At 45.2% G+C, this 21,186-nt stretch carries 25 protein-coding genes; 15 read left to right on the top strand and 10 right to left on the bottom strand.

Annotation, left to right across the window (positions count from 1 at the left end):
- Nucleotides 1-41: 41 nt before the first annotated feature.
- Nucleotides 42-584, bottom strand: a complete 543-nt coding sequence (locus tag ACLVWP_RS15950) for a TIGR00730 family Rossman fold protein (RefSeq protein ID WP_413558643.1) — start codon at nucleotides 582-584, stop codon at nucleotides 42-44.
- Nucleotides 585-693: 109 nt separating this feature from the next.
- Here ACLVWP_RS15950 and ACLVWP_RS15945 point away from each other — a divergent pair, with 109 nt between their 5' ends.
- From ACLVWP_RS15945 to ACLVWP_RS15920, 6 genes are all read left to right on the top strand, one after another.
- A complete protein-coding gene (locus ACLVWP_RS15945; protein ID WP_413558642.1) occupies nucleotides 694-1,236 on the top strand; it encodes a hypothetical protein in 543 nt (180 codons plus the stop codon).
- A gap of 29 nt (nucleotides 1,237-1,265) precedes the next feature.
- Nucleotides 1,266-2,444, top strand: coding sequence for a CapA family protein (locus ACLVWP_RS15940; RefSeq protein ID WP_413558641.1), 1,179 nt, complete (start codon nucleotides 1,266-1,268; stop codon nucleotides 2,442-2,444).
- Nucleotides 2,445-3,101, top strand: coding sequence for a methyltransferase (locus tag ACLVWP_RS15935; RefSeq protein WP_413558640.1), 657 nt, complete (start codon nucleotides 2,445-2,447; stop codon nucleotides 3,099-3,101).
- A 179-nt stretch (nucleotides 3,102-3,280) separates the two neighbouring features.
- On the top strand, nucleotides 3,281-3,778 hold the full coding sequence (locus ACLVWP_RS15930; protein ID WP_413558639.1) for a hypothetical protein: 498 nt from the start codon (nucleotides 3,281-3,283) through the stop codon (nucleotides 3,776-3,778).
- A 15-nt stretch (nucleotides 3,779-3,793) separates the two neighbouring features.
- On the top strand, nucleotides 3,794-4,204 hold the full coding sequence (locus tag ACLVWP_RS15925; RefSeq protein WP_413558638.1) for a hypothetical protein: 411 nt from the start codon (nucleotides 3,794-3,796) through the stop codon (nucleotides 4,202-4,204).
- Between the two features lie 113 nt (nucleotides 4,205-4,317).
- Nucleotides 4,318-5,064 carry a rhomboid family intramembrane serine protease gene (locus ACLVWP_RS15920; RefSeq protein WP_413558637.1) on the top strand — a complete coding sequence of 249 codons (747 nt, stop codon included), beginning with the start codon at nucleotides 4,318-4,320 and terminating at the stop codon, nucleotides 5,062-5,064.
- Here ACLVWP_RS15920 and ACLVWP_RS15915 read toward each other — a convergent pair.
- Nucleotides 5,017-5,385, bottom strand: a complete 369-nt coding sequence (locus tag ACLVWP_RS15915; protein ID WP_413558636.1) for a hypothetical protein — start codon at nucleotides 5,383-5,385, stop codon at nucleotides 5,017-5,019. The two genes, ACLVWP_RS15920 and ACLVWP_RS15915, sit on opposite strands and share 48 nt — an antisense overlap.
- An 85-nt stretch (nucleotides 5,386-5,470) precedes the next feature.
- Between ACLVWP_RS15915 and ACLVWP_RS15910 the strand changes: the two genes are divergently transcribed.
- Nucleotides 5,471-6,472: an LLM class flavin-dependent oxidoreductase gene (locus ACLVWP_RS15910; protein ID WP_413558635.1), complete on the top strand. Its 1,002-nt coding sequence runs from the start codon at nucleotides 5,471-5,473 to the stop codon at nucleotides 6,470-6,472.
- 119 nt (nucleotides 6,473-6,591) lie between these two features.
- The gene (locus ACLVWP_RS15905; RefSeq protein WP_413558634.1) at nucleotides 6,592-6,804 is read left to right on the top strand and encodes a hypothetical protein; all 213 of its coding nucleotides are present in this window, start codon (nucleotides 6,592-6,594) and stop codon (nucleotides 6,802-6,804) included.
- 57 nt (nucleotides 6,805-6,861) lie between these two features.
- On the opposite strand, the gene ACLVWP_RS15900 is transcribed toward ACLVWP_RS15905, so the two are convergent.
- Entirely contained in the window at nucleotides 6,862-7,239 is a 378-nt protein-coding gene (locus tag ACLVWP_RS15900) for a GFA family protein (RefSeq protein WP_413558633.1), read from the bottom strand.
- A 316-nt stretch (nucleotides 7,240-7,555) separates the two neighbouring features.
- Entirely contained in the window at nucleotides 7,556-8,752 is a 1,197-nt protein-coding gene (locus ACLVWP_RS15895; RefSeq protein WP_413558632.1) for an exo-beta-N-acetylmuramidase NamZ domain-containing protein, read from the bottom strand.
- 165 nt (nucleotides 8,753-8,917) lie between these two features.
- Between ACLVWP_RS15895 and ACLVWP_RS15890 the strand changes: the two genes are divergently transcribed.
- Nucleotides 8,918-9,106, top strand: coding sequence for a hypothetical protein (locus ACLVWP_RS15890; protein ID WP_413558631.1), 189 nt, complete (start codon nucleotides 8,918-8,920; stop codon nucleotides 9,104-9,106).
- Here ACLVWP_RS15890 and ACLVWP_RS15885 read toward each other — a convergent pair whose 3' ends face one another.
- The 3 genes from ACLVWP_RS15885 to ACLVWP_RS15875 all read right to left on the bottom strand — a co-directional run bounded on the left by ACLVWP_RS15885 (nucleotide 9,107) and on the right by ACLVWP_RS15875 (nucleotide 11,750).
- Complete coding sequence (locus tag ACLVWP_RS15885; RefSeq protein WP_413558630.1) at nucleotides 9,107-9,973, bottom strand: helix-turn-helix domain-containing protein; 867 nt, start codon at nucleotides 9,971-9,973, stop codon at nucleotides 9,107-9,109.
- Nucleotides 9,974-9,978: 5 nt separating this feature from the next.
- Nucleotides 9,979-11,115 (bottom strand): patatin-like phospholipase family protein, encoded by a 1,137-nt coding sequence (locus ACLVWP_RS15880; protein ID WP_413558629.1) that lies wholly within the window; start codon nucleotides 11,113-11,115, stop codon nucleotides 9,979-9,981.
- 275 nt (nucleotides 11,116-11,390) lie between these two features.
- The gene (locus tag ACLVWP_RS15875) at nucleotides 11,391-11,750 is read right to left on the bottom strand and encodes a hypothetical protein (RefSeq protein WP_413558628.1); all 360 of its coding nucleotides are present in this window, start codon (nucleotides 11,748-11,750) and stop codon (nucleotides 11,391-11,393) included.
- 188 nt (nucleotides 11,751-11,938) lie between these two features.
- Here ACLVWP_RS15875 and ACLVWP_RS15870 point away from each other — a divergent pair, with 188 nt between their 5' ends.
- From ACLVWP_RS15870 to ACLVWP_RS15860, 3 genes are read left to right on the top strand one after another with little or no spacing between them, the layout of a single operon-like run.
- The gene (locus ACLVWP_RS15870; RefSeq protein ID WP_413558627.1) at nucleotides 11,939-12,307 is read left to right on the top strand and encodes a hypothetical protein; all 369 of its coding nucleotides are present in this window, start codon (nucleotides 11,939-11,941) and stop codon (nucleotides 12,305-12,307) included.
- Nucleotides 12,304-13,764: a hypothetical protein gene (locus ACLVWP_RS15865; RefSeq protein ID WP_413558626.1), complete on the top strand. Its 1,461-nt coding sequence runs from the start codon at nucleotides 12,304-12,306 to the stop codon at nucleotides 13,762-13,764. Before ACLVWP_RS15870 ends, ACLVWP_RS15865 begins: the two co-directional genes overlap by 4 nt.
- A 36-nt stretch (nucleotides 13,765-13,800) precedes the next feature.
- Nucleotides 13,801-14,184, top strand: coding sequence for a VOC family protein (locus tag ACLVWP_RS15860; RefSeq protein WP_413558625.1), 384 nt, complete (start codon nucleotides 13,801-13,803; stop codon nucleotides 14,182-14,184).
- Here ACLVWP_RS15860 and dtd read toward each other — a convergent pair whose 3' ends face one another.
- Both dtd and ACLVWP_RS15850 read right to left on the bottom strand, forming a co-directional pair.
- Complete coding sequence (gene dtd / locus ACLVWP_RS15855) at nucleotides 14,185-14,622, bottom strand: D-aminoacyl-tRNA deacylase (protein WP_413558624.1); 438 nt, start codon at nucleotides 14,620-14,622, stop codon at nucleotides 14,185-14,187. It lies immediately after the preceding gene.
- Between the two features lie 66 nt (nucleotides 14,623-14,688).
- The gene (locus tag ACLVWP_RS15850) at nucleotides 14,689-16,380 is read right to left on the bottom strand and encodes an ATP-binding protein (protein WP_413558623.1); all 1,692 of its coding nucleotides are present in this window, start codon (nucleotides 16,378-16,380) and stop codon (nucleotides 14,689-14,691) included.
- A 256-nt stretch (nucleotides 16,381-16,636) separates the two neighbouring features.
- On the opposite strand from ACLVWP_RS15850, the gene ACLVWP_RS15845 reads away from it, so the two are divergent.
- Nucleotides 16,637-17,011 carry a hypothetical protein gene (locus ACLVWP_RS15845; protein WP_413558622.1) on the top strand — a complete coding sequence of 125 codons (375 nt, stop codon included), beginning with the start codon at nucleotides 16,637-16,639 and terminating at the stop codon, nucleotides 17,009-17,011.
- Nucleotides 17,012-17,036: 25 nt separating this feature from the next.
- On the opposite strand, the gene ACLVWP_RS15840 is transcribed toward ACLVWP_RS15845, so the two are convergent.
- Nucleotides 17,037-18,551, bottom strand: coding sequence for a sensor histidine kinase (locus ACLVWP_RS15840; protein ID WP_413558621.1), 1,515 nt, complete (start codon nucleotides 18,549-18,551; stop codon nucleotides 17,037-17,039).
- A 208-nt stretch (nucleotides 18,552-18,759) separates the two neighbouring features.
- On the opposite strand from ACLVWP_RS15840, the gene ACLVWP_RS15835 reads away from it, so the two are divergent.
- Both ACLVWP_RS15835 and ACLVWP_RS15830 read left to right on the top strand, forming a co-directional pair.
- Entirely contained in the window at nucleotides 18,760-20,238 is a 1,479-nt protein-coding gene (locus ACLVWP_RS15835) for a DUF1254 domain-containing protein (protein WP_413558620.1), read from the top strand.
- A gap of 234 nt (nucleotides 20,239-20,472) precedes the next feature.
- On the top strand, nucleotides 20,473-21,153 hold the full coding sequence (locus tag ACLVWP_RS15830; RefSeq protein WP_413558619.1) for a hypothetical protein: 681 nt from the start codon (nucleotides 20,473-20,475) through the stop codon (nucleotides 21,151-21,153).
- Nucleotides 21,154-21,186: the final 33 nt, after the last annotated feature.

Here is a 21,186-nt window from a genome sequence, read left to right as displayed (position 1 = left end):
AACTGCTAGGGAACACAAATGAGGTCATTTCTTCGAGCAGATCACCTAAGAACAGTATCCAGAGCCTCTCTGGCCGAGTTCGTGACTTGGAAATAGCGCGCATACTCAGAGCGCAACAACCCTGTAGTTGTTGCATGCTTTACGAAGCTTTCCAGGTGTCCGTAGAAATCCATGACATTTACTAGAGCAATGGGCTTTTGGTGGTAGCCGATCTGGGACCAAGTTAGCACTTCAAAGAGTTCTTCCATTGTGCCGAAACCACCGGGAAGTGCGATGAAGGCATCTGACAAACTGGCCATCGTGGCTTTACGTTCGTGCATTGTATTTACGATGCGAAGATCGGTGACGCCTTCGTGGGCTTGCTCCATGTCGACTAGTTTTTGCGGAATGATACCTGTGACCTGTCCGCCTTTTTCTAAAACAGCATCAGCAATCGTGCCCATCAAGCCAACTTTACCACCACCATAGACCAACTCGATGCCGTGCTCTGCTAGCAGATGACCTAAGTCTTTTGCGACCTTTGCATATTCAGGATGGTTGCCGGCGTTCGCTCCGCAATAGACACAGATTCTTTTGATCTTCATGGTGATTCCTTCGTTGATACCTAATGCTTTCCAACAAAGGGTGCAGTTGTCAATAGAGACAGGACCGCGATTGCTCCTATCATGAAAGGGCACACAACAAGGAGTTATCATGGCACAAACATTAACGGCTTCTCAGAAAGCCGCACAAAAAAGATTAACTAAAGCAGAATTCAAATTATTTTCTCAAAGCCAAGCTTCGGATTTGAAAACGATTCCTAAGGAAAGAATTCGTAAAGCACGTGCTCGCACAGTCGAGTTGGTAAAACGCCATCGTAAAACGGCACGTGCAAAAGCAGATGATAAAGCAGGCTCTAGAGAAGTGAATTTCCGTCTGCGCAGCATGGAAAAAGTTTTAGAGCGCTTTGATCGTATCTTGAACAAAGAACGTCTGGCTAAGCGCAAAGAGAAGGCGGCACGCGGCAAAAAAAGCATGACAGAGCAGCCTAAAATGCATCTGAAGATGGCTGATGAACCGCGCGAAGATTTCTTGCGTAAAAAGAAACAATCAATGTACACCAAGCGCAGAAATGAAGCGGAAGTTCGCATGAACAACTCACCTCAAAATGTGGGTAAAAGAGTTGCGGGTTTTTCGAGTGCACGTTCACGCAAAGGCCAAGTGGCTCGCGATCGTGGCAATTCATCTGAGGCTTAAGTTACAAGCTTTAACAGAGGCTTAAATTTATGAAGAATTTTTTCAAAACATCCCTGGCTTTATTGCTGGGGATGTTTCCGTCTTGGGGCTTAGCTCTGGGAGATGACTTAAAATTTAGTGCGGCTTGCGGGCCGTCGCAACATTTTGCTTCGATCTCATTCGTGGGCGACATCCTTATTCACAAAATGTTGTACGTAAATGTGACTCAAGAAAGCCAAGATTTTTCGCAAATCTGGCGAGCTATTAATCCGCTGTTTTCTAAAGCCCATTTTTCAGTGGCAAATTTAGAGGGGCCAGCGGCTTTGGGAATTGATTCTCAGGGACGAGACTGGGGAGATGTGGGATTCATTTACGATGACCGCGTTTATTCCGGGACTAATTTTTCTTTCAACTACCATCCGCGTATTTTGACGGATCTTAAAAAGAGCGGAATAGATTTACTTACGCTGGCGAACAATCACATTTTAGATCGCACAAGTCTGGGAATTGATCGCACCTTAACCGCAGCACAAAGTGCGGGAATGAATGTCGTGGGAGTTCGTCATTCGCAAGATCGCAATGCCTCTTTTGCTCGCATCGTTACCGTGCAAGGAATCAGCATTGCCTTTGTGGGATGTACAGAATCTACAAATGGTCGACCGGATCGTAAAGATCAGGTGTTGAACTGCAACCAAGCACAAACCGAAAATGTGATTAAAGAGCTTTCAAATCGTTCCGATGTGGATGCCGTGATCATTTACACTCACTGGGGAGACGAATATAAGCAGTCTCCGAATTCGCGTCAGATCGCAAATGCCCGAAAATTTTTAGATGCTGGCGCGGTGGCAGTAATAGGTTCCCATCCCCATGTTTTGCAGCCTTGGGATAAGTATGTGACTAAGGACGGACGTGAGACATTCATCGTTTACTCTTTAGGTAATTTTGTAGCGGCTCAAAAGGATGTGGAAAGAAAAGCATCCGCAGTTATCTATCTGGGGCTGGCTAAAAAAGATCAAAGCAAGGCCTCCATTACAGGAGTTGCTTACACTCCCACAGTTCGCAGCGGTTATAAAATCCTGCCAGTGAATTCGAATGGAGATCGTTCGGTACTTAACTATCTGCAAAAGCACTTCGGAAAGACCGGAATACTGAATGTGGATGAATCTTTACCGTTAAAGCTTTGCCGGAAGTTGCCAGAGCAGGGGAGTTTCGGATATAAAAGTAGATGAATGTCGACAATCAACGAACACTACACCTTTGAGTACTCGCAACCGGAAGATTACCACTTTTCCCACGATTCCGTTTTCTTAGCTCGCAGAGTGTATGAAATGTATCGTGATGAGGGTTTGACTCCCACATCTTGCCTGGATTTGTGTTCTGGTTGCGGCATCATTGGAATGGATTTCCTGTTCCATAGTCAAAAAGAGCGTGGAGTGGTTCCGCGCACCTTTGATTTCCTGGAAGTTCAATCAGACGTTTACCTTCCGCATTTCGAAAAAAATCTTCCTCACGTGAATGATGGCAAGACAGCGATCAAATTCATGTCAGAAAATTACGACGTGCTGACAACTGAGCAGTTTAAAAATCAATATGATTTGATCCTGTGCAATCCGCCTTACTTCCACAAGGACCAAGGAACATTGTCGCCATCTGAATTCAAAAATCGTTGCCGCTTTTTCTTGGATTCGGACTTTGCGAATCTAATGAGAGGTATCGAAAACGCACTAAGACCCGGCGGTCGTGCCTTCGTTTTGTTGCGTGAACAACGCCAGCATGGCTGGAGCGCCTTCCATTTAGCGGGTCAGCACCTGTCTTCGACGATGAGTTTGGAGATTTTGGGTGATATCCGTGGTACCAGCCTGCTTGAGATTCGTAAGGCTAATTGAGACTCGCGCGTCCAATTGAGAAATTCCTAAAATCAGTTAAATGCCTGTTAAGACTGGAAAACCAGGCAAAAATTCCATACATAAGAGCCAATTGGTTTTCAATTAGACCATCAATTGGGCCTCCTCATGACAAGCAATGCGAGCTCAGTTACTAGATTTGCCACTAAGAGGTAAACCCTATGATTTCTCGTATCGTGCTAGCTATCGCTCTTTTGATGCCGGCTCTATCTTTGGCGCAAGTGGTGACATGCCCTTTGCGTAACGGCGAAACAGAACTCACTATCAACCGTGTTATGCGCAATTACGGTAAGTACTTTGCTGAAGCTGAAACGGTTGCCAGAAAAATCGGTGATCCTTGGGATAAATTGACTGATCAGGACATCCAAAAAGGTATCGACGGCTTGAACGTTGCAATCGCTTGCACTGACGAAGTGATCGCAAAACCTACAGATGCAGTGATGCCATCTAAAGGTGCTTTGATGGATGAAAAAGGCCGTGCGGAATTGAATGAGTACTACTTGTACTTCATGGGTGATTTCCGCGACGCTTTGGTTGAATACCGTGACCTGCTTGTTAAAACTTTGGCAACTCCAGAAGCACAACGTGACTATGCAGCTATCGTAACTAAAAACGAAGAGCTGAACCAAAAAGTTACTAAAGCCCACAAGAAACTATAATAAAGGAACCATCTCATGCGTAAAATTTTAGCTTCTGTTTTCGTAGTAGTTTCAGTTGTTGCAGCGATCGCTTACGCTGAAGTCACAAGCATCAAGCAAGACATGATGGCTGTGGAAAAATTCGCGAAACAAATCAAAGCGACTGTTGGTGATGCTTCTCAAAACGCGCAAAATGCAGCGAATGCCGCGCAAATCGTAGCGTTGATGCAAGCGAACCTTCAAAAAGTTCCAGACATCATTCGTCAGTGGCCACAAGATCAGCAACCTGCTGTATGGCAGAACTATCAAGAGCATATCAATTACGCCGTAGCGATTTCGGCTCAGTTGCAAACAGCTTTGCAAAATAATGACAACGCAACGGCAGCAGCTTTGATTCAACAATTGTTTGATGCTAAAGAAGCGAGCCATAAGATCTATAACAACTAGTTTTGATTTCAGATCGAATTAAAGAAGGGTCACCCAAAAGGTGGCCCTTTTGTTTTTGGTCGCCTTGACATGGTTCGGAATGCACTCAAACTAAAGCCATTGCAGGAGGACCGATGGAGCAAAGTGTTTGGAAGCGCGTTCGGGAAACGTGGCTGACTCAGAAGCCATCGCCTTTAGCAGGATTTATATCGGCAATGACGGTATTAATCCTGGTGATAGGCGCTGTTTCTTATTGGCAGGGATATCTACATGCCGATCAGTGGATGGCAGCATCGAAAGAAGCTGTTTTCAATCAACATCAAGTGTGGCGACTATGGACCACTCTGTTTGCTCACGGTGATACGGGGCACTTACTTAACAATCTCTTTTTATTTTTTATTCTCGGCTATTTGCTGGTGGGATATTTCGGCTCTGGGGTCTTTCCCATCGCTGCAATGTTCTTTGGTGGTCTGACCAACTATTTAGTGCTGATGAACTATCCTCCAGAAGTAAAACTGATCGGTGCTTCCGGTGTAGTTTACTGGATGGGTGGAGCCTGGCTTGCGTTGTATTTTATGATCGATCAAAAGCGATCGTATTTGCAAAGAACTTTGCGCGCAGGTGGTGTGGCTCTGGGAATCTTTATGCCGACATCGGCTTTTGATCCGCAAGTCAGTTATGGAGCTCACTTAGTTGGTTTTATTTTGGGCGTGGCCTTCGGATTGTTTTACTATTCGATTCGCCGCCAGGAATTTCAGAAAGCTTTGGTTTATGAATACATTGTTTCAGAGGACGAAGAGCCTTCATCCTCTGAAGTAGTCACTCCAACAGAACTAGCGCATCCAAACACGAACAGGCACGGGCATTCCGAATGGAATTGACGTGACGTAAATGCGTAGGAAGCGCACCTTCGCTGGGCCGAAGTAAGCGGTCTTAGTTTCATCGCGCTCGTAAATACCTTCGATTCCGTGAACAGGTTTACCCCAAAGCACGTGAGAGATTGTGTCGATGCGTTCGATGTGAGCTTTAGATCCCACTTGAACCATGATCTGTGAGTAAGTACCGCGGTTGTGAATCAAGATGTCTTTGTAGTCCGGTGATTGTGTTGTGAGTGTTGTTGTAAGCACTTCGGTCCACTGATTAGCATGCGCTGCTGACATGAAACCAAAAGTGACGAATAAAGCTGCCATAAGTTTTTTCATAGTAGATCCTCTCTAAATAGAACTGTCGATCTACACGGAAAAATTAGAATTAAGAAGCGCAAAGACTGATATAGGAATTACAAATATGAAAACTCTCTCCGAAGTAAAATACTCCATCCTTGATCTCGCTTCTATTGCGCAGGGTAAATCTGTTGCGGACTCTTTTCATAACTCTTTAGATCTTGCTCGTCATGCCGAAGACTGGGGATTTACTCGTTACTGGTTGGCAGAACATCATAACTTGGAAGGTATTGCGAGCAGCGCAACTTCGGTGTTGATTGGTTACATCGCGGGTGGCACTTCCAAAATTCGTGTGGGCTCTGGTGGTATTATGCTTCCGAATCATGCGCCGCTGGTGATTGCAGAACAGTTTGGCACTTTGGGTACATTGTATCCGGGAAGAATTGATTTAGGACTTGGTCGTGCTCCGGGCACGGATGGCCTTACGATGCGAGCGCTCCGCCGTGACTTCCGCAGAGAGCCTGACTTTGGTGAACAGATTCAAGAACTGCAAGGATACTTTAAAGATTCAGCTGCGGCTGAAAGAGTGCGTGCCATTCCTGGTGCTGGAGTGGAAATGCCGTTCTGGATTTTGGGATCAAGCTTGTACAGTGCGCAGTTGGCGGCAGTGATGGGATTGCCTTACTCATTTGCAGGCCATTTTGCTCCAGATGAAATGTATGACGCTGTTAAATTGTATCGTGCGGGTTTTCAAGCTTCAGAACATTTGAAAAAACCTTACGTGATGTTGGGCATTCAGATTGTTGCTGCTGACAGTGACGACAAAGCCCAAAAACTTTCCACCACAGTGATGCGTAGATTCCTTGGTATCATTCGCAATCAGCGAGTGAATCTGGAGCCACCTGTTGATTCGATGGCTCCGTATTGGACCGTACAGGAAGAACAGCTGGTCAAATCACGTCTAGCAACTGCGGTGATCGGAGGGCCTGAAACGGTCCAGAGAAAACTGCAAGAATTCGTGAATATCCTTGAACCCGATGAACTGATGATTGTCTCGGATCAATACGATCATAACGATCGTCTGCGCTCATTTGAGCTTATATCGCAGATAATGAATAAGTCGTGAGTTCGCCTAGCAAACGGATAAAAAATAATTAATGCTGTTTTAATCGGGTCTTAAGAAGACTTTGATATCGTTGTTTCTGTGGCGAGTACACCAATTAAAAAACCAATGGAGGTTTTAAAATGAAATTCGCAGTTATCACTACAGCTATTCTTTTCTCTGGTCTTATGGCTCAAGCTAACGAACCAGTGGCGGCTCCAGCAGAACAACCAGCAGCGCAAGTAGAACAAAAAGTTGAAGCTAAAAAAGAAGTGAAACACAAGAAACACAAAAAAGAAAAAGTAGAGAAGAAAGAAGAGATCAAAAAAGAAGAAGTAAAAACTGAAACTAAGTAATTAGTTTTCTTCTTAATTTGAACTTTTAAAGAGGGGGCCTTCGGGTTCCCTTTTTTATTATTTTTGGTCGGCTGGATGATTTACTCCATCAGAGGTCGGTACAGTTCCAAGATCAAAAGGATCGATACCTTCTAGGCAGCCAACATTGTAGCGAATTTGATTTGGATTAGATCGACTTACGTTGTGAGTGTGAATACCGCAGATAGAACAAAAATAATGTTTTGCCGTTCTTGTGTTGAACTCATAGAGACTTAGCTTCTCGGACCCTTCTATTATTCTAAACTTTTCTTTAGGAACAACCGCAACGATAGTTCCTCGTCGGCGGCAAAATGAGCAATTGCAGCGCTTGGGGTCTTCTATTCCATTGGAGAGTTCAATTTCAAACTTGATGGATTGGCAATGGCAACTTGCAGGATGATTCACTTGAAGTTTCATAGGGTTGAGCTTACCAGAGACCTTCTTTCGCGCAAGGGCGGAGGTGTCGCGCCAAGCCTAAAGGAAATTCTTTGGAGGGAATTAACCGGAGGTCTGGGGTGGTGGGTCTTATAGGCAGGAAAGGGGGCCAAGATGAGGTTCTTAGTTTTGTCGGCGATTTTAGGGAGTCAGTTAGCTTATTCTGTTTCGGAGGCGTCGGTTGCGGATCGTATCTTGCGTCGCCGGTTGTTGAGGAGCTTGCAGGTGATCGAGTATTCGATTGCTGGTTCGGATAATGGTAGGACTCAGAGCCCTACCATTATTGTCGGATGAGTTCTTACTTATAAAGCAGGTATTGCTTTCTTTCTTTTGCCCAACTTTTTTCGTCTTTTGACATCGCCGCATCTAAGTCTTTAGGTGTGGCGTTTTTGTCTTCGATCCAGTTCTTCAAAGCGGGTCCGCCGTTGATCACATCAAATGCCAAACGATCTTTCACGTATTCGTAAGCGAAGTCGCGATAGATTGGATATTTCGGATGCATTTCGCGGATTACTTTTAACATCAAAGCTGTCAGACGGAAGGGTTTAAAAGCTTCGTGATTGTAGCTTGCACCATCTGTGTGGAATTGAAATCCGTGGCATAGCTTTCCGACATGCTTGTGGAATGTTGGTTCAAAATAGCACTCACGCAACGTCACGCCTTTGTGCCATTGTGGTGCTTTCTTTTTCATTCTTGTTAGCACTTCACCGAAATTGATATCAGAAGCACCGATCACCTCAAGAGCACGCGTTGTACCGCGGCCTTCTGACAATGTTGTTCCTTCGATCAATACAGTTCCAGGATACGCGCGAGCCATGTTCAGTGACGCTGCGTTTGGTGAAGGGTTCACCCAAGGACGTTTCATGTCCCAGCCAGAACCTGGAGCTTTGTTCGGTGCATAGCCCTTCATTTTTACAACATGAAGATCTAAATCCAAATTATAGAAATCTGCGAAATACATCGCAAGTTCGCCGACAGTCAGACCGTGGCGCATAGGGATTGGGGCAGCACCTACGAAAGACTCCCAGCCTGGAAGCATTCTGAAGCCTTCAATCGGGCGGCCTGCTGGATTGGGACGATCCAAAATGATGATTGTCTTATCAAGCTTTGCGCATTCTTCCATGACGTATAGGAGCGTCGTGATGAACGTGTAGATACGGCAGCCCAGATCTTGCAAATCAAATAACAAAACGTCGAAGTGGCTCATCATTTCAGCTGTTGGTCGGCGTACTTCACCGTAAAGGCTGAAAATAGGAATTTTGTGAATAGGGTCCACGAAGTTAGGGCTTTCGATCATGTTATCTTGTTTGTCGCCGCGAACGCCGTGCTGAGGCCCAAAAGCGCAAGATAGTTTGATCTTTTTAGAGAGTAAATCCAGGCTGTGCTCTAGATTCTCGTTAACGCTGGCAGGATGACAGACTAAGCCAACGCGCTTACCCTTAAGGGACTTCAACATTTTCGCGTCAGAGAGCAAGACTTCGATACCCATTTTCATTGGAAACTTCCTTGTTAAAGCAAAATTGTAAACCCAACCAGAGACCAGTCAATATCCTTGTACTTGGGTCTGGTCAGGGACGGAAATTTGTGCTAGTTCCAAGGGAATTCTTCCATGGAAAAAAAGCCTGTTTCCAGGCATAATAGGTAACTGAAGGAGTTTGTTATGAATGACGGCACAGTCTGGATTATTGGTGGGGCAATTATCATCTCTATCATTAGCGTCATGTTTTATGCCGTTTTGGCATTCTTCTTCCCTGAATGGGTAGGTATCACGGGCAAGGTGGCTCTAGATACAGAGCGCAGCCATGTCGAGGGCGAAGAAGCTCCCAAGCATTTTACCGATAAGCTTTAATTAAGGTTTCCGGGGAGTTCGTCTGAACTTCCCAGCGCTGATTTTCATGTTCTTTTTCAAAAACCGGCTGAAATAGTTCGGATCATCAAATCCTAAGCTGTACCCAATCTCAGAAATCCCTAAATCAGAATAAGAGAGCATTCGCTTTGCCTCGAGCAGGCAGCGATTTAGAATGTATTCCTTTGCCGAAGGCCCTAGGGACTTTTGAACTTTCGCGGAAAGTGTTTTCGCGCTCATTCCTAAGTGCTTGGCATAGAACTCGACCTGATGATGTGCTTGAAAATGTTCTTCGACCAAATCGGTGAACTGAGTGACAGTATCGTCGCTCTCAGCAATCTGACGGTCAGCCGCTTGGGTTAAGCGCAAGGCTTCCAGTAAAATCAAACTTAAATAGTTTTGGAGAGACAGCTCGTAGTTGTCGCCTTGATTTTTAAACTCTTGCTCCATCAACTCTAAAAAGATCGCGGAAAACAGGCGGTGGCCTTTAGGTATTTTAAAGTGATCGGGGATCTGGCGACTGTGTTGGGCAAGCTTTGCATTGCCGACGAAGTTCTTGTTAAAAGACTCTTCGGTGTATTCAATCACAAAACCTTTGCTGCGTGCAGAAAGCTTCCAGCCATGCATTTGACCGGGCTTGATTAAAAAGAACTGAGAACCTTTCACCGGATACTTTGCAAAGTCGATCTCGTGCCATCCTTGCGAGGAATGAACAATCACAATTTGATAAAAGTCATGACGATGAGGAAAAGGTACGGTCGGAGTCAGGCGGTCTTGTAGACGTTCAATGCGAATATCTCCTCGACGAGCCATTTTAACTCCGAGAGATTCTAACGGATGACGTTTGCGCAGCTGCTGTTGTGCTTTCATGATGCCTATTTCAAAAGGTACTTAATCAACTCTTCCTTTTGAGCATAGCCATCTTTGCGACCGATTTCTATAAGATCTGAACAGAATGTGGGATCGAACATCAAATAGCTGATGATCTCACTCGCGTCTTGCATGCTGCCCAGCCCCTTCATCAAATAACGAATGATGCGTGGAAGCTTAGCTGCTTTTTGTACGGCCATTTCACCGATGTCTTCAGATGGGGAGATGAACAGATGTTCAAGTGGTTTTAATGAAACCATTTTTTGCTGCTCAGGAGTGATGGCACTTGCGTAGTCATTTACGCGACGTAGTTTTTCGATGTCTTGCTCAACAGCATCCATCAGTACGCTGTTCAAAATCGTATTTACAACGCGTGCGATGCTCGGTGCCGTTTGACTGCTTTGTGCGTGCAGGTCATAGGCTGTCGAGCTTTGCAAGCGCACACCGATCACTAAAAGTTTTTCTGCGCCTAAGTAAATCACCGGGCTGCAGGGCGCGTGATTGCGAACAGCACCGTCACCAAAAAAGCGTTCGCCTACTTTCACTGGAGGAAACAATAATGGAATCGCTGACGATGCCATGATGTGTTCTGTCGTGATGCCTGTGTGCTCGCTGCGTTTGCGGCCTTTATCCCAAGTCGCAGTTGTTTCTGTGCTTTGAACAAAGGTTGTCGTTGCAGATTTGGCGTAGTCGATCGATGTGATACATAATGCTTCCAGGTGTCCTTGTTCCAAGTTCGCCTGAACACGGTCGTAATCCATATTGCGATGGATAAGTCCACGCAGTGGAGTCGTATCTAAAAGTCCTCTGCCCGGAGTTGTTCCTGCGATACCACCTAAGGAAAGCTCTTTGACCCATTGAAAACCGATTTTACCCATAGTCATCGAATCAGTGGAAAAGACTTGTTCGAAGTGAACTTCACTCCACAGTCGCGCTAATGAATCGGTTGCGTGTTTGAAGTCGTTGCAGTTGCTGGCAAGCGAGGCGGCGTTGATGGCCCCTGCGCTGACGCCGGAAAGTAAATCAAACTTGAGCGGAACGCCGGAGGATTTGGCAATTTCGTAGATAGCGACTAAAACACCAGCTTGATAAGCACCACGTGCTCCGCCACCAGATAAAACCAATCCCGATTTTTTTGCCATTTGATCGACTCCCGTATACTGCAAATTACCTAGTAATTATCGGCAGTTTGGGAGGGATTCTGAAAATTTGTTAAGAGATGTGAGTGGACTCGGAAACCCGGCTAAAGTCGGGCTGTTTTAGGGCATAACGAAATAAAGATACAACAGGACAGTCAGGACGCCAAAGCCCAAGAGAATGGCGGCAATGGATCCAAGCAGAACGTAGAGCTGTTTTGATTGTGGTTCTGCTTTTGGATCCAATTCCATAGTGCTTCCTTTAAAAATTAACTCTGCAATTATTTGCAGTTAAGAACGCCCAAACCTTTATCAACAGTTTCGTCGTCAGTTTCTTGAGCAACGATAGCTTTACCCGCTGTTACAAGGACTTTCAACTTATGACCGCCCGGAATGTTCTCGATGCAGCTCATTTGAGTCAAAGCAGCATTGCGAGTGCATGTAAGATCAGTTGTCCACTCACGAGAATCAAATGCAAGTTCCGCAGTCATGTAAGTTGGAATTGCTGTCGGTTGTGCTTCGAATTCAACAAAAGTGCCAGAAGCCAGAGTGCCTTCGCATTTGATGTTTTGTGGATTTACGTCAGCGAATGCGTTCAAAGAACCAGATACCATAAGTGCGATAACTGCGAATAGTTTCATGGAAAGTCTCCTTAGTTTTGATGGCCTGCTTGTAAACCAGGAGATCCTAAATGGAAAGTCAGGAATAGGTTAATGCAAAGAATAAAAGGATCTTAAACGCCCTGGAGTCGATCCTGCGGGGGATGACTTAGGGCCGGGTGCAAAAGGCACCTCTTGGAGGGGGTAGGAGGTTGGCATAGAATTAAGAAATGAAGCTATTTCTGCTAGTTACCTTTTGTGCATCGGTCTCGTGGGGTGCCCAGTACAAGTTATCAACTTCTAATAAAATGGGCTTTTCGAAAGTAACAACTTTTGAGGAGTCAAAGGGGCATTACATTTTTGAGGGGAAGGATCTTGGAACCAAGCTTCCTCCCAAAGTGAAGGCCGCATGGAACGCGATGAAGGTCGCGCCCGCACCCAAACCCGCCGCAAATTGTTGGTCAGGAACTTTTGCCTTCACAGTTACGGACGGAAAAAAATCTCTCAAACGCAAAGGTTGCAGTGAAGGACGTCAGTTCGGTGAAATGATCGGCAATATGGAAACTGTCTTTGCCTATGCAGCTCAGGTGAAGAGATGAAATCACTTTTGTGTATAGCACTTCTGGGAATGGGAATGTTTGCGCAGGCCCAAACCAAATTGGATAAAAATGCTGAGCAGGCATTTGTAGAAAAATTAAGTCGTGTTGGACAAGTGACGAAGTCTTCTTCGGGACAAGCTGATTCTTGCGAGCCTCCGACTCCCAGTTCCTGCTCTTTTGAAGGATACTGTGGAAAGTTGGCAGAGGGTGCGCAAGATGCGTATCTCTACAAAGACTCCGAGGGACGTCAAATTCCAAATCACAATTACGTGAAGCTGTCTAAGCAAGTGCAGCTCTGTAACGGTAAAGTGTCGGCACCTATGCCGGAAGATCCATTTTTGAATCCAGATTTATTCAGCACGAAGGCAAACCAAGAAAAGCTAGCGGCGGCAACAGCTCGCACTAAGCAATTATTTGATAAAGTTCGCAATGAAGTGGTGGCTGTTTTAAAAAAGAAGAGAACAGAACAAAACGGCGCACAGATTGATAATATGATTAAAAGAGTTCAGTCGGTACAGTTTAAGTCTGTGGATCTGGTGAATATAAAACCTCATACGTCCATCGCTGCAAAACTTGCAGATGAAGGATGCATTTCACCGAATGCGGCTTACAACTTGGAGGATCACAGTATTACGATCTGTCCTCAGACGATGAATATGCCAGAGGGTGCCTTGGTCGGAACCTTGGCGCATGAGTTTGGCCATTCCTTTGATTCCTGTTCGTCGGCGTTGGCTTATTCTTCACAAGGCGCGGTGTTTCCACTTTGGATGAATATGCTGGTTAAGGAAAATAAATCGAAGCAAACGGTTGATGGAATTTCTGCGAAGGAAAATCCATTTAAAAACGTGATCACTTGCTTGCAAAGTGAAAAATCCATTGGCGTGAAAGTGCCAACGAAAAGTGAGCTTCATGCCGCTGTCGATAAGAAGCGCAAATTTCTAGAATCAGAAATGCAAGAGGCCTTTAGGGAGGATCAGGAACAGAGTGACGGCGAGGAGTCTTTCAGTCGCGGCTCGAGCAGAGATGCCTCTGTAGCGGCTTTGGATGACGAAGATAGCAATATCAATAAGTACTATGACGACTATTGCGGATGCGCGGCTTTGTCTGGCAGCATTTTACTTAACGAAGCATTTGCGGACTGGGTCTCGGGCGAAACTATCGCGAGTATGACGTCAGAGTTACCAGCTGATAAAGCGAAAGAGTTTGCCTTTGCCTCCTCTGGAATATTTTATTCCCAAGGGTGTGCCGAGGTTGCAGATAAAGTTGAAAAGTATGCGCAAGCCTTGGCTCCGAAATGTAAATCATTGGAAAATTACATTAAAGATCAGCACTCTCATGTTGAGGCCTTACCTCACCCAGATACAGCAAAAAGAGTGAATCGCATTTACATGGCGAAACCTGAAATTAGAAAAGCTCTGGCCTGCCAGGGTGGAGACGTGGGAACTCCTTGCGAATAATATGAACCTGCCGCAAAGTATATGCGGAGGTTTTCTATGATCGATCATACAGGTGTCGCAGTCAGTGATTACGCTAAAAGCAAAGAGTTTTATACGAAAGCATTAGCACCACTGGGATATAAAATGCTGATGGAAGTAACCGCAGAGATGACGGGGTCCCATGCCTTCGCGGGGTTTGGTGAGCCACCAAAAACTGATTTCTGGGTGAACAGTGGGACTCCACAAAAACCTCATGTGCATGTCGCATTTAGAGCACCTAGCAGAAAAGCTGTCGATGAGTTCTATGCGGCAGCGATTGCGGCTGGTGGTAAAGATAATGGCAAGCCGGGTATTCGCCCGCACTATCATGCAAATTATTACGGAGCTTTCGTTATCGATCCGGATGGCCACAACATTGAAGCTGTTTGCCATCACGAATAATTAGACCTCTAAAATTAAGGTGACGGGGCCGTCGTTGATAAGTTCAATCTTCATATCGGCTCCGAAAATTCCTGCCTGAGTTGGTAGCCCTAGCTCACGACTCATTTCCAAAGCCTTTTGATACAAAGGCTCCGCGATTGACGGATGTTCCGCTCCAATAAAGCTGGGACGATTGCCCTTAGATGCATCACCTAACAGAGTGAACTGAGAAACCAAGAGATGTTCGCCGCCGATATCTTTCAGCGATAAATTCATTTTGCCTTCGTTATCAGGAAAAATTCTTAAGGCGGCGATTTTAGTCATGAGTTTTTGGAGTTGTGCTTCGTTATCGCCTTTAGCGACTCCCAATAGAGTTAAAAACCCAGGACCAATTTTAGAAATTAGTTTTCCGTCGACAGTGACGGACGCGGAGAGAACTCTTTGCACAACAGCTTTCATTGTTTCACCTTCATACTAAGTACGAAGTGTGAAACAAAATGAAAGCTGAGTCAAAAGGAGCTAAGTTTAATGAAGTGCAGAACCACTACTTCTTGCCGGGGGATGAAACCGATGAGCTTCGGTTTCAAGTCTGTCCACTAACTTGTTCGAGGAAAATGGTTTTCCAAAGAAATCGTTAAAGCCGGCATTCAGGGCTTTGTCGTGATTGTCTTTATCATTGAAGGCCGTAACTGCAACAGCTGGGATTTCTTTTTCCAAAGGAGTTTGGCCAGCGCGAACTTTTCGCACTAGTGAAAAGCCGTCTTCCTCTGGCATGCTGAGATCGCTGACGATCGCATCGAATTGGAAGAGCCCCGAGAGTCGAATGGCCTCGTGAACAGAGTTAGCCTTTTCAACGTGAGCACCTGAACGTTTCAGGACAGCTTCCATTAAAATCAAACAGTCTTCGTCATCATCAACCGCTAAGACGTTCACTCCGGTGAGGGGTTTCTGCAGGGCCTCCGATGAGTACTCGTGTACTGCATCAGAAGTTTGGTTGTATTTATCAGTCAATGGTAAAACAAATTCTGCCGTAGATCCCATGCCTTCTCCTTCGCTGGTCAGTGTAATCATTCCGTTGTGGCTGTCGATTAAGTGTCGGCTGATGGCGAGTCCCAAACCTAGGCCGCCATATTTACGAGTGGTCGTGCTATCGACTTGGAAGAAACGATTGAACAGACGATTTTGTCCATCTAGAGAGATGCCGACGCCGTGGTCTCTAACACTGACCGCGACTCCAGGTCCGCGGCGTTGAATGGAAACTGTGACTTCCCCCTCGGCATTGGAAAATTTAATGGCATTGGTTAAAAGGTTGTTCAGAACTTGTTGCAGACGAACAGGGTCGCCATTCACCACGGCATCCTGCATGTCTGAATGAAATTGAATTTTGACTTTTTTCTTATGGGCTTCGACCTCGATGGCGTTGATCGCGTGCTGAGCAATCTCAACCAAGTCGACATCCGCTTTATCTAAGCGCAAACGTCCCGCCATGATGCGAGTTGAGTCGAGGAGGTCTTCAACGATACGTGCTTGAGATTTCGCATTTCGATCAATGATATCCAAGCCTCGAGACATATCCTCACCCGGCGTGTTGGAGTCTTTTAGAATCTCTGTCCATCCCAAGATAGAATTCAGTGGTGTGCGCAGTTCGTGAGAAACGGTCATTAAGAACTGATCTTTTTCTTCGTTTACTTTTTCTAGTTCCGAGATTTTTGAACCTAGTGATTCATAGAGTTGCACATTTTCCATCGCCACAGAAACGGTGTCGGCTAAAGCTTGGATCAATTCTAATTCCTGCGGAGTGCAGCGATGTTGTTCCGCCCAATAAATACCGATGGCGGCAATAGGGTCTTCGCGGCGGACTGGAATCATGGCTAAGCTTTTTACGAAAGTTGGTCTGTAAGCATCGATGGGAATGCGGGGGTCTTTATAGATGTCTTCAATGATAACGGCTTTTTTATTAAGCATAGCCCAGCCACTGATGCAGGCTTGAAGTGGAAATCGTTGGCCTTTCCATAAGGGACTAATTGCGTCCTCATCTACATAGTAACAGTATCCATTGTCCTTAAGGACGAAGGTGGCTCCGTCAGATTGGGCCATTTCCCGGGCCGCAGACCTGACAAGAGTGGTGATTGATTCAAGGCTTCGAGCTGCCGAGAGCTCTTGAATCACATGAAGTAAGCGATCAAACTTTTGATCCATACCAACAACGACTGCCATAAATCCTCCAGTAAGAAATCAAACATAGTTTACTAAACAAATGTTTTAAGGTTCCTCTTACAAAGAATTAACTGCCACAATACAATTCTCCCATGGATCTGAACTTTGGGGGAGAGGGTACGGACCAAGCCAATACGCGTAAAACTCAATAGGGGTGTCAATCTTGGTTACATTCATGCAAATACTGCAAACTTTGAAAGGCCTCAGGAATGGGCTCGTAAATTGTGTTAAAAGTGAGGGAATTCAAGGAGATCCTATGAAATTTCTAGCATTCACTTTGGTGAGCTTGGTTACTGTATCATCTTTCGCAGCTGGTTTATCTGCAGAGCAAGTGAACCAAAAGTGCCTTGATGTTTTGGTTAAGAACGCGGCAACGGTATCTATTGATGTGAACAGTGACATTCACCCAGGTGAAAAGTTGGCGGATATTCTGACTCTTTTGAATAATCCAAACATCAATGTTTCAAATATCTGTAACAAGATTTCTTACGATGGCATTTATCAGTGTCAGTTGATCATGAGTGCGAAGGTAGGAGAAGTTGGCGTGGATTACGCGATCTTCGTTGGCGCTGATGGGGAAACACCTTCAAACAAGGTGCTTCCGAATGTTTATATCTCTCGCGGTCATTAATTCTTAATTGAATCCTCAGACTGGCTTATTGCCAGTCTGCTGCTCCAAGGCCAGCACCCTTCACAGTGATGTTGGCTTTCTTGATGGAAGCGCCTACAGGGCGACGACGTGGCAACGAGAACGTTACAGTCGTACCTCTTCCAGTCTGACTTTGAATCTGAACAGTTCCACCATGTGCCTCAACAATTGTTTTCACAATCGCAAGACCAATGCCGGCGCCTTGATCCGCTGTTTTCTTTGCCTGCCAGAAGTTCTCAAAGATATCTGGAAGCTGACCAGCAGGGATACCTGGGCCATTATCGATCACAGAGATGTTTACGAACTTCTGATCACTGCGAACCTTAACAACAACTTTTTCACCCTTAGGGCTGAACTTGATCGAGTTACCAATCAGGTTTGAAAGCACACGCAAGACACGTTCGTTGTCATAGAATGCCAGGACGGGAGGGTTGACACTGTCGACTTGCAAGCGAACGTCATGTTGTTTGGCCATTGGTTGCATAAGTGTACGTGCATTTTCCAAAACATTGTCGATAGAAAGCTGATCCATGCGCAATGTGATGCCTTCCATCTCCATGTTCTTTTGATCACGGATGTCTTTAATCAGGCCTTCGATTGTTGTGACAGTGCTTTTCATCAGCTCGCCACTTTCAACGATATTCAAACCTTGTGGCGTTGTTGCCATACGGTCTGCCGTTGAGGCAATCATATCTAACGAGTCTTGAAGGTCATGAGAGATTGCGAACAATGTTTCATCGCGATCTTGAACGGCTTTCTTAGCTTGCTCATACAGGCGTTTTTGCTGAGCCAGTTGGAAGGCTTGTTTACGGGAGAGGCGAATGACCAAGTAGGCCATGCAAAGGAAAATCGCGGCTAAGCTACCAGTCAACCAAGTCATACCCATTGGGATTTGAACTTCGGCTTGGCTTGCAGCTTCTTGGATTTCAACTTTTGCTTTGTCGATTTCAGCTTGGTGAAGTTGAACTAAATCATCGAAAGCTTGATTCAACTGTGAACGCAGCGGAGAAGTTTTAGATTGATAGAATTGGCCGACAATTTTCGACTCTGTTTTTTTCTCGCGATGCTCAACAGCTTGCTCAAAGAACTCGTCGCCTTTTACTTGGATTTCCTTAACACGCTTAACGATATCGGAAACGCCTGGGAGGCTGTGATCTTTTTCAAAAGTAGTTAGAGATTCTAGAAGTGTTTCTTTTTCTTTCTTTTGTTTGTCATAGATCGACTGAGAACCAAGTAAGAAATAAGCACGACTGTTATCTAGCTGCGAATCGGCTAGATTGCGCAGGCGTTCGACTTCAATAAGAGCCGCGGGGTCAGCGTGAGTTGTCGTGCTATTTGACGCAACTCCCTGACGAACCTTCATCGCATAGCCCCATGCGCCTAGTAGTACGGCGACAAAAACAGCAGAGAGAACAAGTAGCGCTTTCTTTTCGAAAGTTGATTTGTTCTCGATAGGCGTCTGTGCCTGTGTTTGATTATTCTCTTCCAATAAGACTTCGGTGTTATTTGTGTTGTTGCTCATATAAATTCAATAACAACTGTCAGAGTGTTTAAGCAACCCTGAACATCTAAAAAAGGTAACAGGTCTAGTCAGAATTGGTGTTCCATTAAAACGTGTGAAGAAATCTTCAAACGTTTTCTCCTGCATTTGTGCAATCGCGGCGAAATCAGCGTGTGCGTTGGTTTTTACGAGCTCAGAATGAACTAAAACAACATCAAATGGAGTCAATATGCTGAAGCATGCCGTTTCGCTTTTGTTAATTGTGGCGGGGTGTGGTGCCTTTGCTAAAGATAAGAAGAGCCCAAGTGTTATTCAATCAAATGGATTTCCTGTGGAGAAATCTGCTCAATCTGTTTTGGATGAGCAAGATTATCAACGAGCTTTGATGGCCTATAGATTTTGGTATCCGACCGTTTCAGCGGAAGGAATTTTTCAGGGATCGAGAAATCTTGGTGCTGTCGATAATGAAAGTATGTTCATCATTGCTGCTCAACCGCACCATGTGGGGCTTACTTTGAATTCCGATACACCTTATGGTGGCGCCAATATGGATCTGTCTGCGGGGCCTGTCGTAGTGGATGTGCCACCGGGAAGTTTTGTGGGTTTAGTGAACGACCACAATCAAAAATGGATTTTAGATTTTGGTTTGCCAGGGCCGAATAAAGGAAAAGGTGGGAAGCATTTGATTCTTCCACCAAACTATAAAGGAAACATTCCACAAGGCTATCAAGTTGGTCGATCAGCGACGAATAAAATTTTGGTGGCCATTCGCTCATTGCCAATTGATGGTGATCTAAAAAAAGCCATGGCGGAGATGCAGAAAGTAAAAATATATCTTCTGAATTCTCCGAACAAGCAAATGGCGATGTTCGACGTGACGGAACGTAAATCTGACATTTCGCTTTTGACCTGGGAAGACAATATGAAGTTCTGGACGTCTTTGCATAAGGTGATATCGGAAGAGCCATTAAATCCTGAGCAGATGGCTATGTATGGAATTTTAGATAACTTGGGTATCGCTAAAGGCAAAGAGTTCAAACCAGATGCACGCATGAAGGCAATTCTGGAACGCGCAGCCAAAGACGGTAAAGAACAAATGATTGTCACAGCATTTGGTGACAAACGCCCGGAACGTATTACTTGGAAAGATCGCAAGTGGGAGTGGGCAGGGTATATCTCTGACAACGGAGATTTCATGACCGGCTCAGGTATCGATATGCAAGCGCGTGACAGATGGTTTGCTCAAGCGATTGTGGCATCACCTGCGATGTTCAGTCGTAATCCTGGAGCGGGGTCTTTGTACTGGTTGGGCTTGCGTGATAGCAAGGGTCAGTATTTAGATGGAGGAAAATCCTACCAATTAAAAGTGCCGTATCCAGTCCCTGGTAAATTATTTTGGTCTGTCACGGCGTATGATGCGAAAACTCGCAGTCAGGTGCAGGCATCTCAGAATAGAGCGGCTTTGAGATCTCTGTTTGAACTTAAAGACATCCCCAAGGATTCAACTGAGGTCACCTTGTATTTCGGTCCTACGGCTCCCGCAGGTAAGGAAAACTATTGGATCCAAACAGTTCCTGGCCGTGGTTGGTTCACATATTTTAGAATATATGGCCCCACTGAGCCTGCATTTAATGGTTCGTGGCGCCCAGGAGATTTTGAACCTGCGACATTTCCGAAGGGCCCCGGAAAAATTGGACTCAACCATTAACTAGGTCGTGTTTATATCAATTTGCACATAAAAGCGGGCGTAAGGCCCGCTTTGTTTACGTAAACTCGTATCGATTTGAAATAATGTTAAGTTTATTTGTCCATGTATCGAACAAAGAATACTGGAGTGATAACTCTGTTATTCTAAAAATCGCACGTCCTCTTTTTGTACGAAAAAACTAGTCGTCAAGTTCGCCAGTGCACCTTCCGAAAAATTCTCCCGGAGGATAAGGGCATGGGGAAAATTCAGTATCATTTATTTAATCCGCGCGAACTCACGGCAGACACAGTTCAACTTAGCAACGACGTGTATCAGCTTTGGAAAAACGTTTATACAGAAGTGTTGGGCAAAGTGGGCGAGCCTCTGAATGCCGACGATTTCCACCGTTGTGACGTCATCGTTGCCCTAACTGATGACAATAAAGTTTTTGGTTTCCATTTATATAGCTCATTTGATTTGCGCTCAGATGCTTTGCGCGATCACCACTATATGAAAGCTTTTGATGAAGCGATCATTCAGAAATTTCAATCTCGTGGCATCAACACAATGATGAGTATGGAGTACTTAACTGTAGCTCCTGAATATCGCTCTCGAAGTTCTGATGTAAACTGGTCTGAGCTGATTATTGCCTTGGGTAGCAAGGTGATGGAAGCCGGTCCGTGGGACTGCTTGGTGGGCACTGCTCGTCGTGATTTGAACGTTCGCAGAAAAGCTGCTCACAGTGGCGCGAACTATTTCGGCAGTGTGATCAAGATGAACTATGAGTGCGAAATTTTGATGACGAAACGTGGTGAGGTTGAGCAATTTGCCGATCCGAAAAAAGCAGATTTGCTAGAAAAAATGTGGGCCGAGAAGAAAAACCACACAATGATTTTGGACGACTCTCGAGTGATTCCGTTCAGAAAAGCCGCTTAATTTATTTTTATTATTACTAATCGTTCCTAACCA

The sequence above is a fragment of the Bdellovibrio sp. HCB209 genome (genome assembly GCF_047306065.1).
In the GTDB taxonomy this organism is placed as follows: domain Bacteria; phylum Bdellovibrionota; class Bdellovibrionia; order Bdellovibrionales; family Bdellovibrionaceae; genus Bdellovibrio.
This window is presented reverse-complemented; position numbering and strand designations above follow the sequence as displayed.

Excerpts from the sequence above, each read along its gene's own strand:
- ACLVWP_RS15950 (WP_413558643.1), bottom strand. The coding sequence starts at position 584 with ATGAAGATCAAAAGAATCTGTGTCTATTGCGGAGCGAACGCCGGCAAC.
- ACLVWP_RS15945 (WP_413558642.1), top strand. The coding sequence starts at position 694 with ATGGCACAAACATTAACGGCTTCTCAGAAAGCCGCACAAAAAAGATTA.
- ACLVWP_RS15940 (WP_413558641.1), top strand. The coding sequence starts at position 1,266 with ATGAAGAATTTTTTCAAAACATCCCTGGCTTTATTGCTGGGGATGTTT.
- ACLVWP_RS15935 (WP_413558640.1), top strand. The coding sequence starts at position 2,445 with ATGTCGACAATCAACGAACACTACACCTTTGAGTACTCGCAACCGGAA.
- ACLVWP_RS15930 (WP_413558639.1), top strand. The coding sequence starts at position 3,281 with ATGATTTCTCGTATCGTGCTAGCTATCGCTCTTTTGATGCCGGCTCTA.
- ACLVWP_RS15925 (WP_413558638.1), top strand. The coding sequence starts at position 3,794 with ATGCGTAAAATTTTAGCTTCTGTTTTCGTAGTAGTTTCAGTTGTTGCA.
- ACLVWP_RS15920 (WP_413558637.1), top strand. The coding sequence starts at position 4,318 with ATGGAGCAAAGTGTTTGGAAGCGCGTTCGGGAAACGTGGCTGACTCAG.
- ACLVWP_RS15915 (WP_413558636.1), bottom strand. The coding sequence starts at position 5,385 with ATGAAAAAACTTATGGCAGCTTTATTCGTCACTTTTGGTTTCATGTCA.
- ACLVWP_RS15910 (WP_413558635.1), top strand. The coding sequence starts at position 5,471 with ATGAAAACTCTCTCCGAAGTAAAATACTCCATCCTTGATCTCGCTTCT.
- ACLVWP_RS15905 (WP_413558634.1), top strand. The coding sequence starts at position 6,592 with ATGAAATTCGCAGTTATCACTACAGCTATTCTTTTCTCTGGTCTTATG.
- ACLVWP_RS15900 (WP_413558633.1), bottom strand. The coding sequence starts at position 7,239 with ATGAAACTTCAAGTGAATCATCCTGCAAGTTGCCATTGCCAATCCATC.
- ACLVWP_RS15895 (WP_413558632.1), bottom strand. The coding sequence starts at position 8,752 with ATGAAAATGGGTATCGAAGTCTTGCTCTCTGACGCGAAAATGTTGAAG.
- ACLVWP_RS15890 (WP_413558631.1), top strand. The coding sequence starts at position 8,918 with ATGAATGACGGCACAGTCTGGATTATTGGTGGGGCAATTATCATCTCT.
- ACLVWP_RS15885 (WP_413558630.1), bottom strand. The coding sequence starts at position 9,973 with ATGAAAGCACAACAGCAGCTGCGCAAACGTCATCCGTTAGAATCTCTC.
- ACLVWP_RS15880 (WP_413558629.1), bottom strand. The coding sequence starts at position 11,115 with ATGGCAAAAAAATCGGGATTGGTTTTATCTGGTGGCGGAGCACGTGGT.
- ACLVWP_RS15875 (WP_413558628.1), bottom strand. The coding sequence starts at position 11,750 with ATGAAACTATTCGCAGTTATCGCACTTATGGTATCTGGTTCTTTGAAC.
- ACLVWP_RS15870 (WP_413558627.1), top strand. The coding sequence starts at position 11,939 with ATGAAGCTATTTCTGCTAGTTACCTTTTGTGCATCGGTCTCGTGGGGT.
- ACLVWP_RS15865 (WP_413558626.1), top strand. The coding sequence starts at position 12,304 with ATGAAATCACTTTTGTGTATAGCACTTCTGGGAATGGGAATGTTTGCG.
- ACLVWP_RS15860 (WP_413558625.1), top strand. The coding sequence starts at position 13,801 with ATGATCGATCATACAGGTGTCGCAGTCAGTGATTACGCTAAAAGCAAA.
- dtd (WP_413558624.1), bottom strand. The coding sequence starts at position 14,622 with ATGAAAGCTGTTGTGCAAAGAGTTCTCTCCGCGTCCGTCACTGTCGAC.
- ACLVWP_RS15850 (WP_413558623.1), bottom strand. The coding sequence starts at position 16,380 with ATGGCAGTCGTTGTTGGTATGGATCAAAAGTTTGATCGCTTACTTCAT.
- ACLVWP_RS15845 (WP_413558622.1), top strand. The coding sequence starts at position 16,637 with ATGAAATTTCTAGCATTCACTTTGGTGAGCTTGGTTACTGTATCATCT.
- ACLVWP_RS15840 (WP_413558621.1), bottom strand. The coding sequence starts at position 18,551 with ATGAGCAACAACACAAATAACACCGAAGTCTTATTGGAAGAGAATAAT.
- ACLVWP_RS15835 (WP_413558620.1), top strand. The coding sequence starts at position 18,760 with ATGCTGAAGCATGCCGTTTCGCTTTTGTTAATTGTGGCGGGGTGTGGT.
- ACLVWP_RS15830 (WP_413558619.1), top strand. The coding sequence starts at position 20,473 with ATGGGGAAAATTCAGTATCATTTATTTAATCCGCGCGAACTCACGGCA.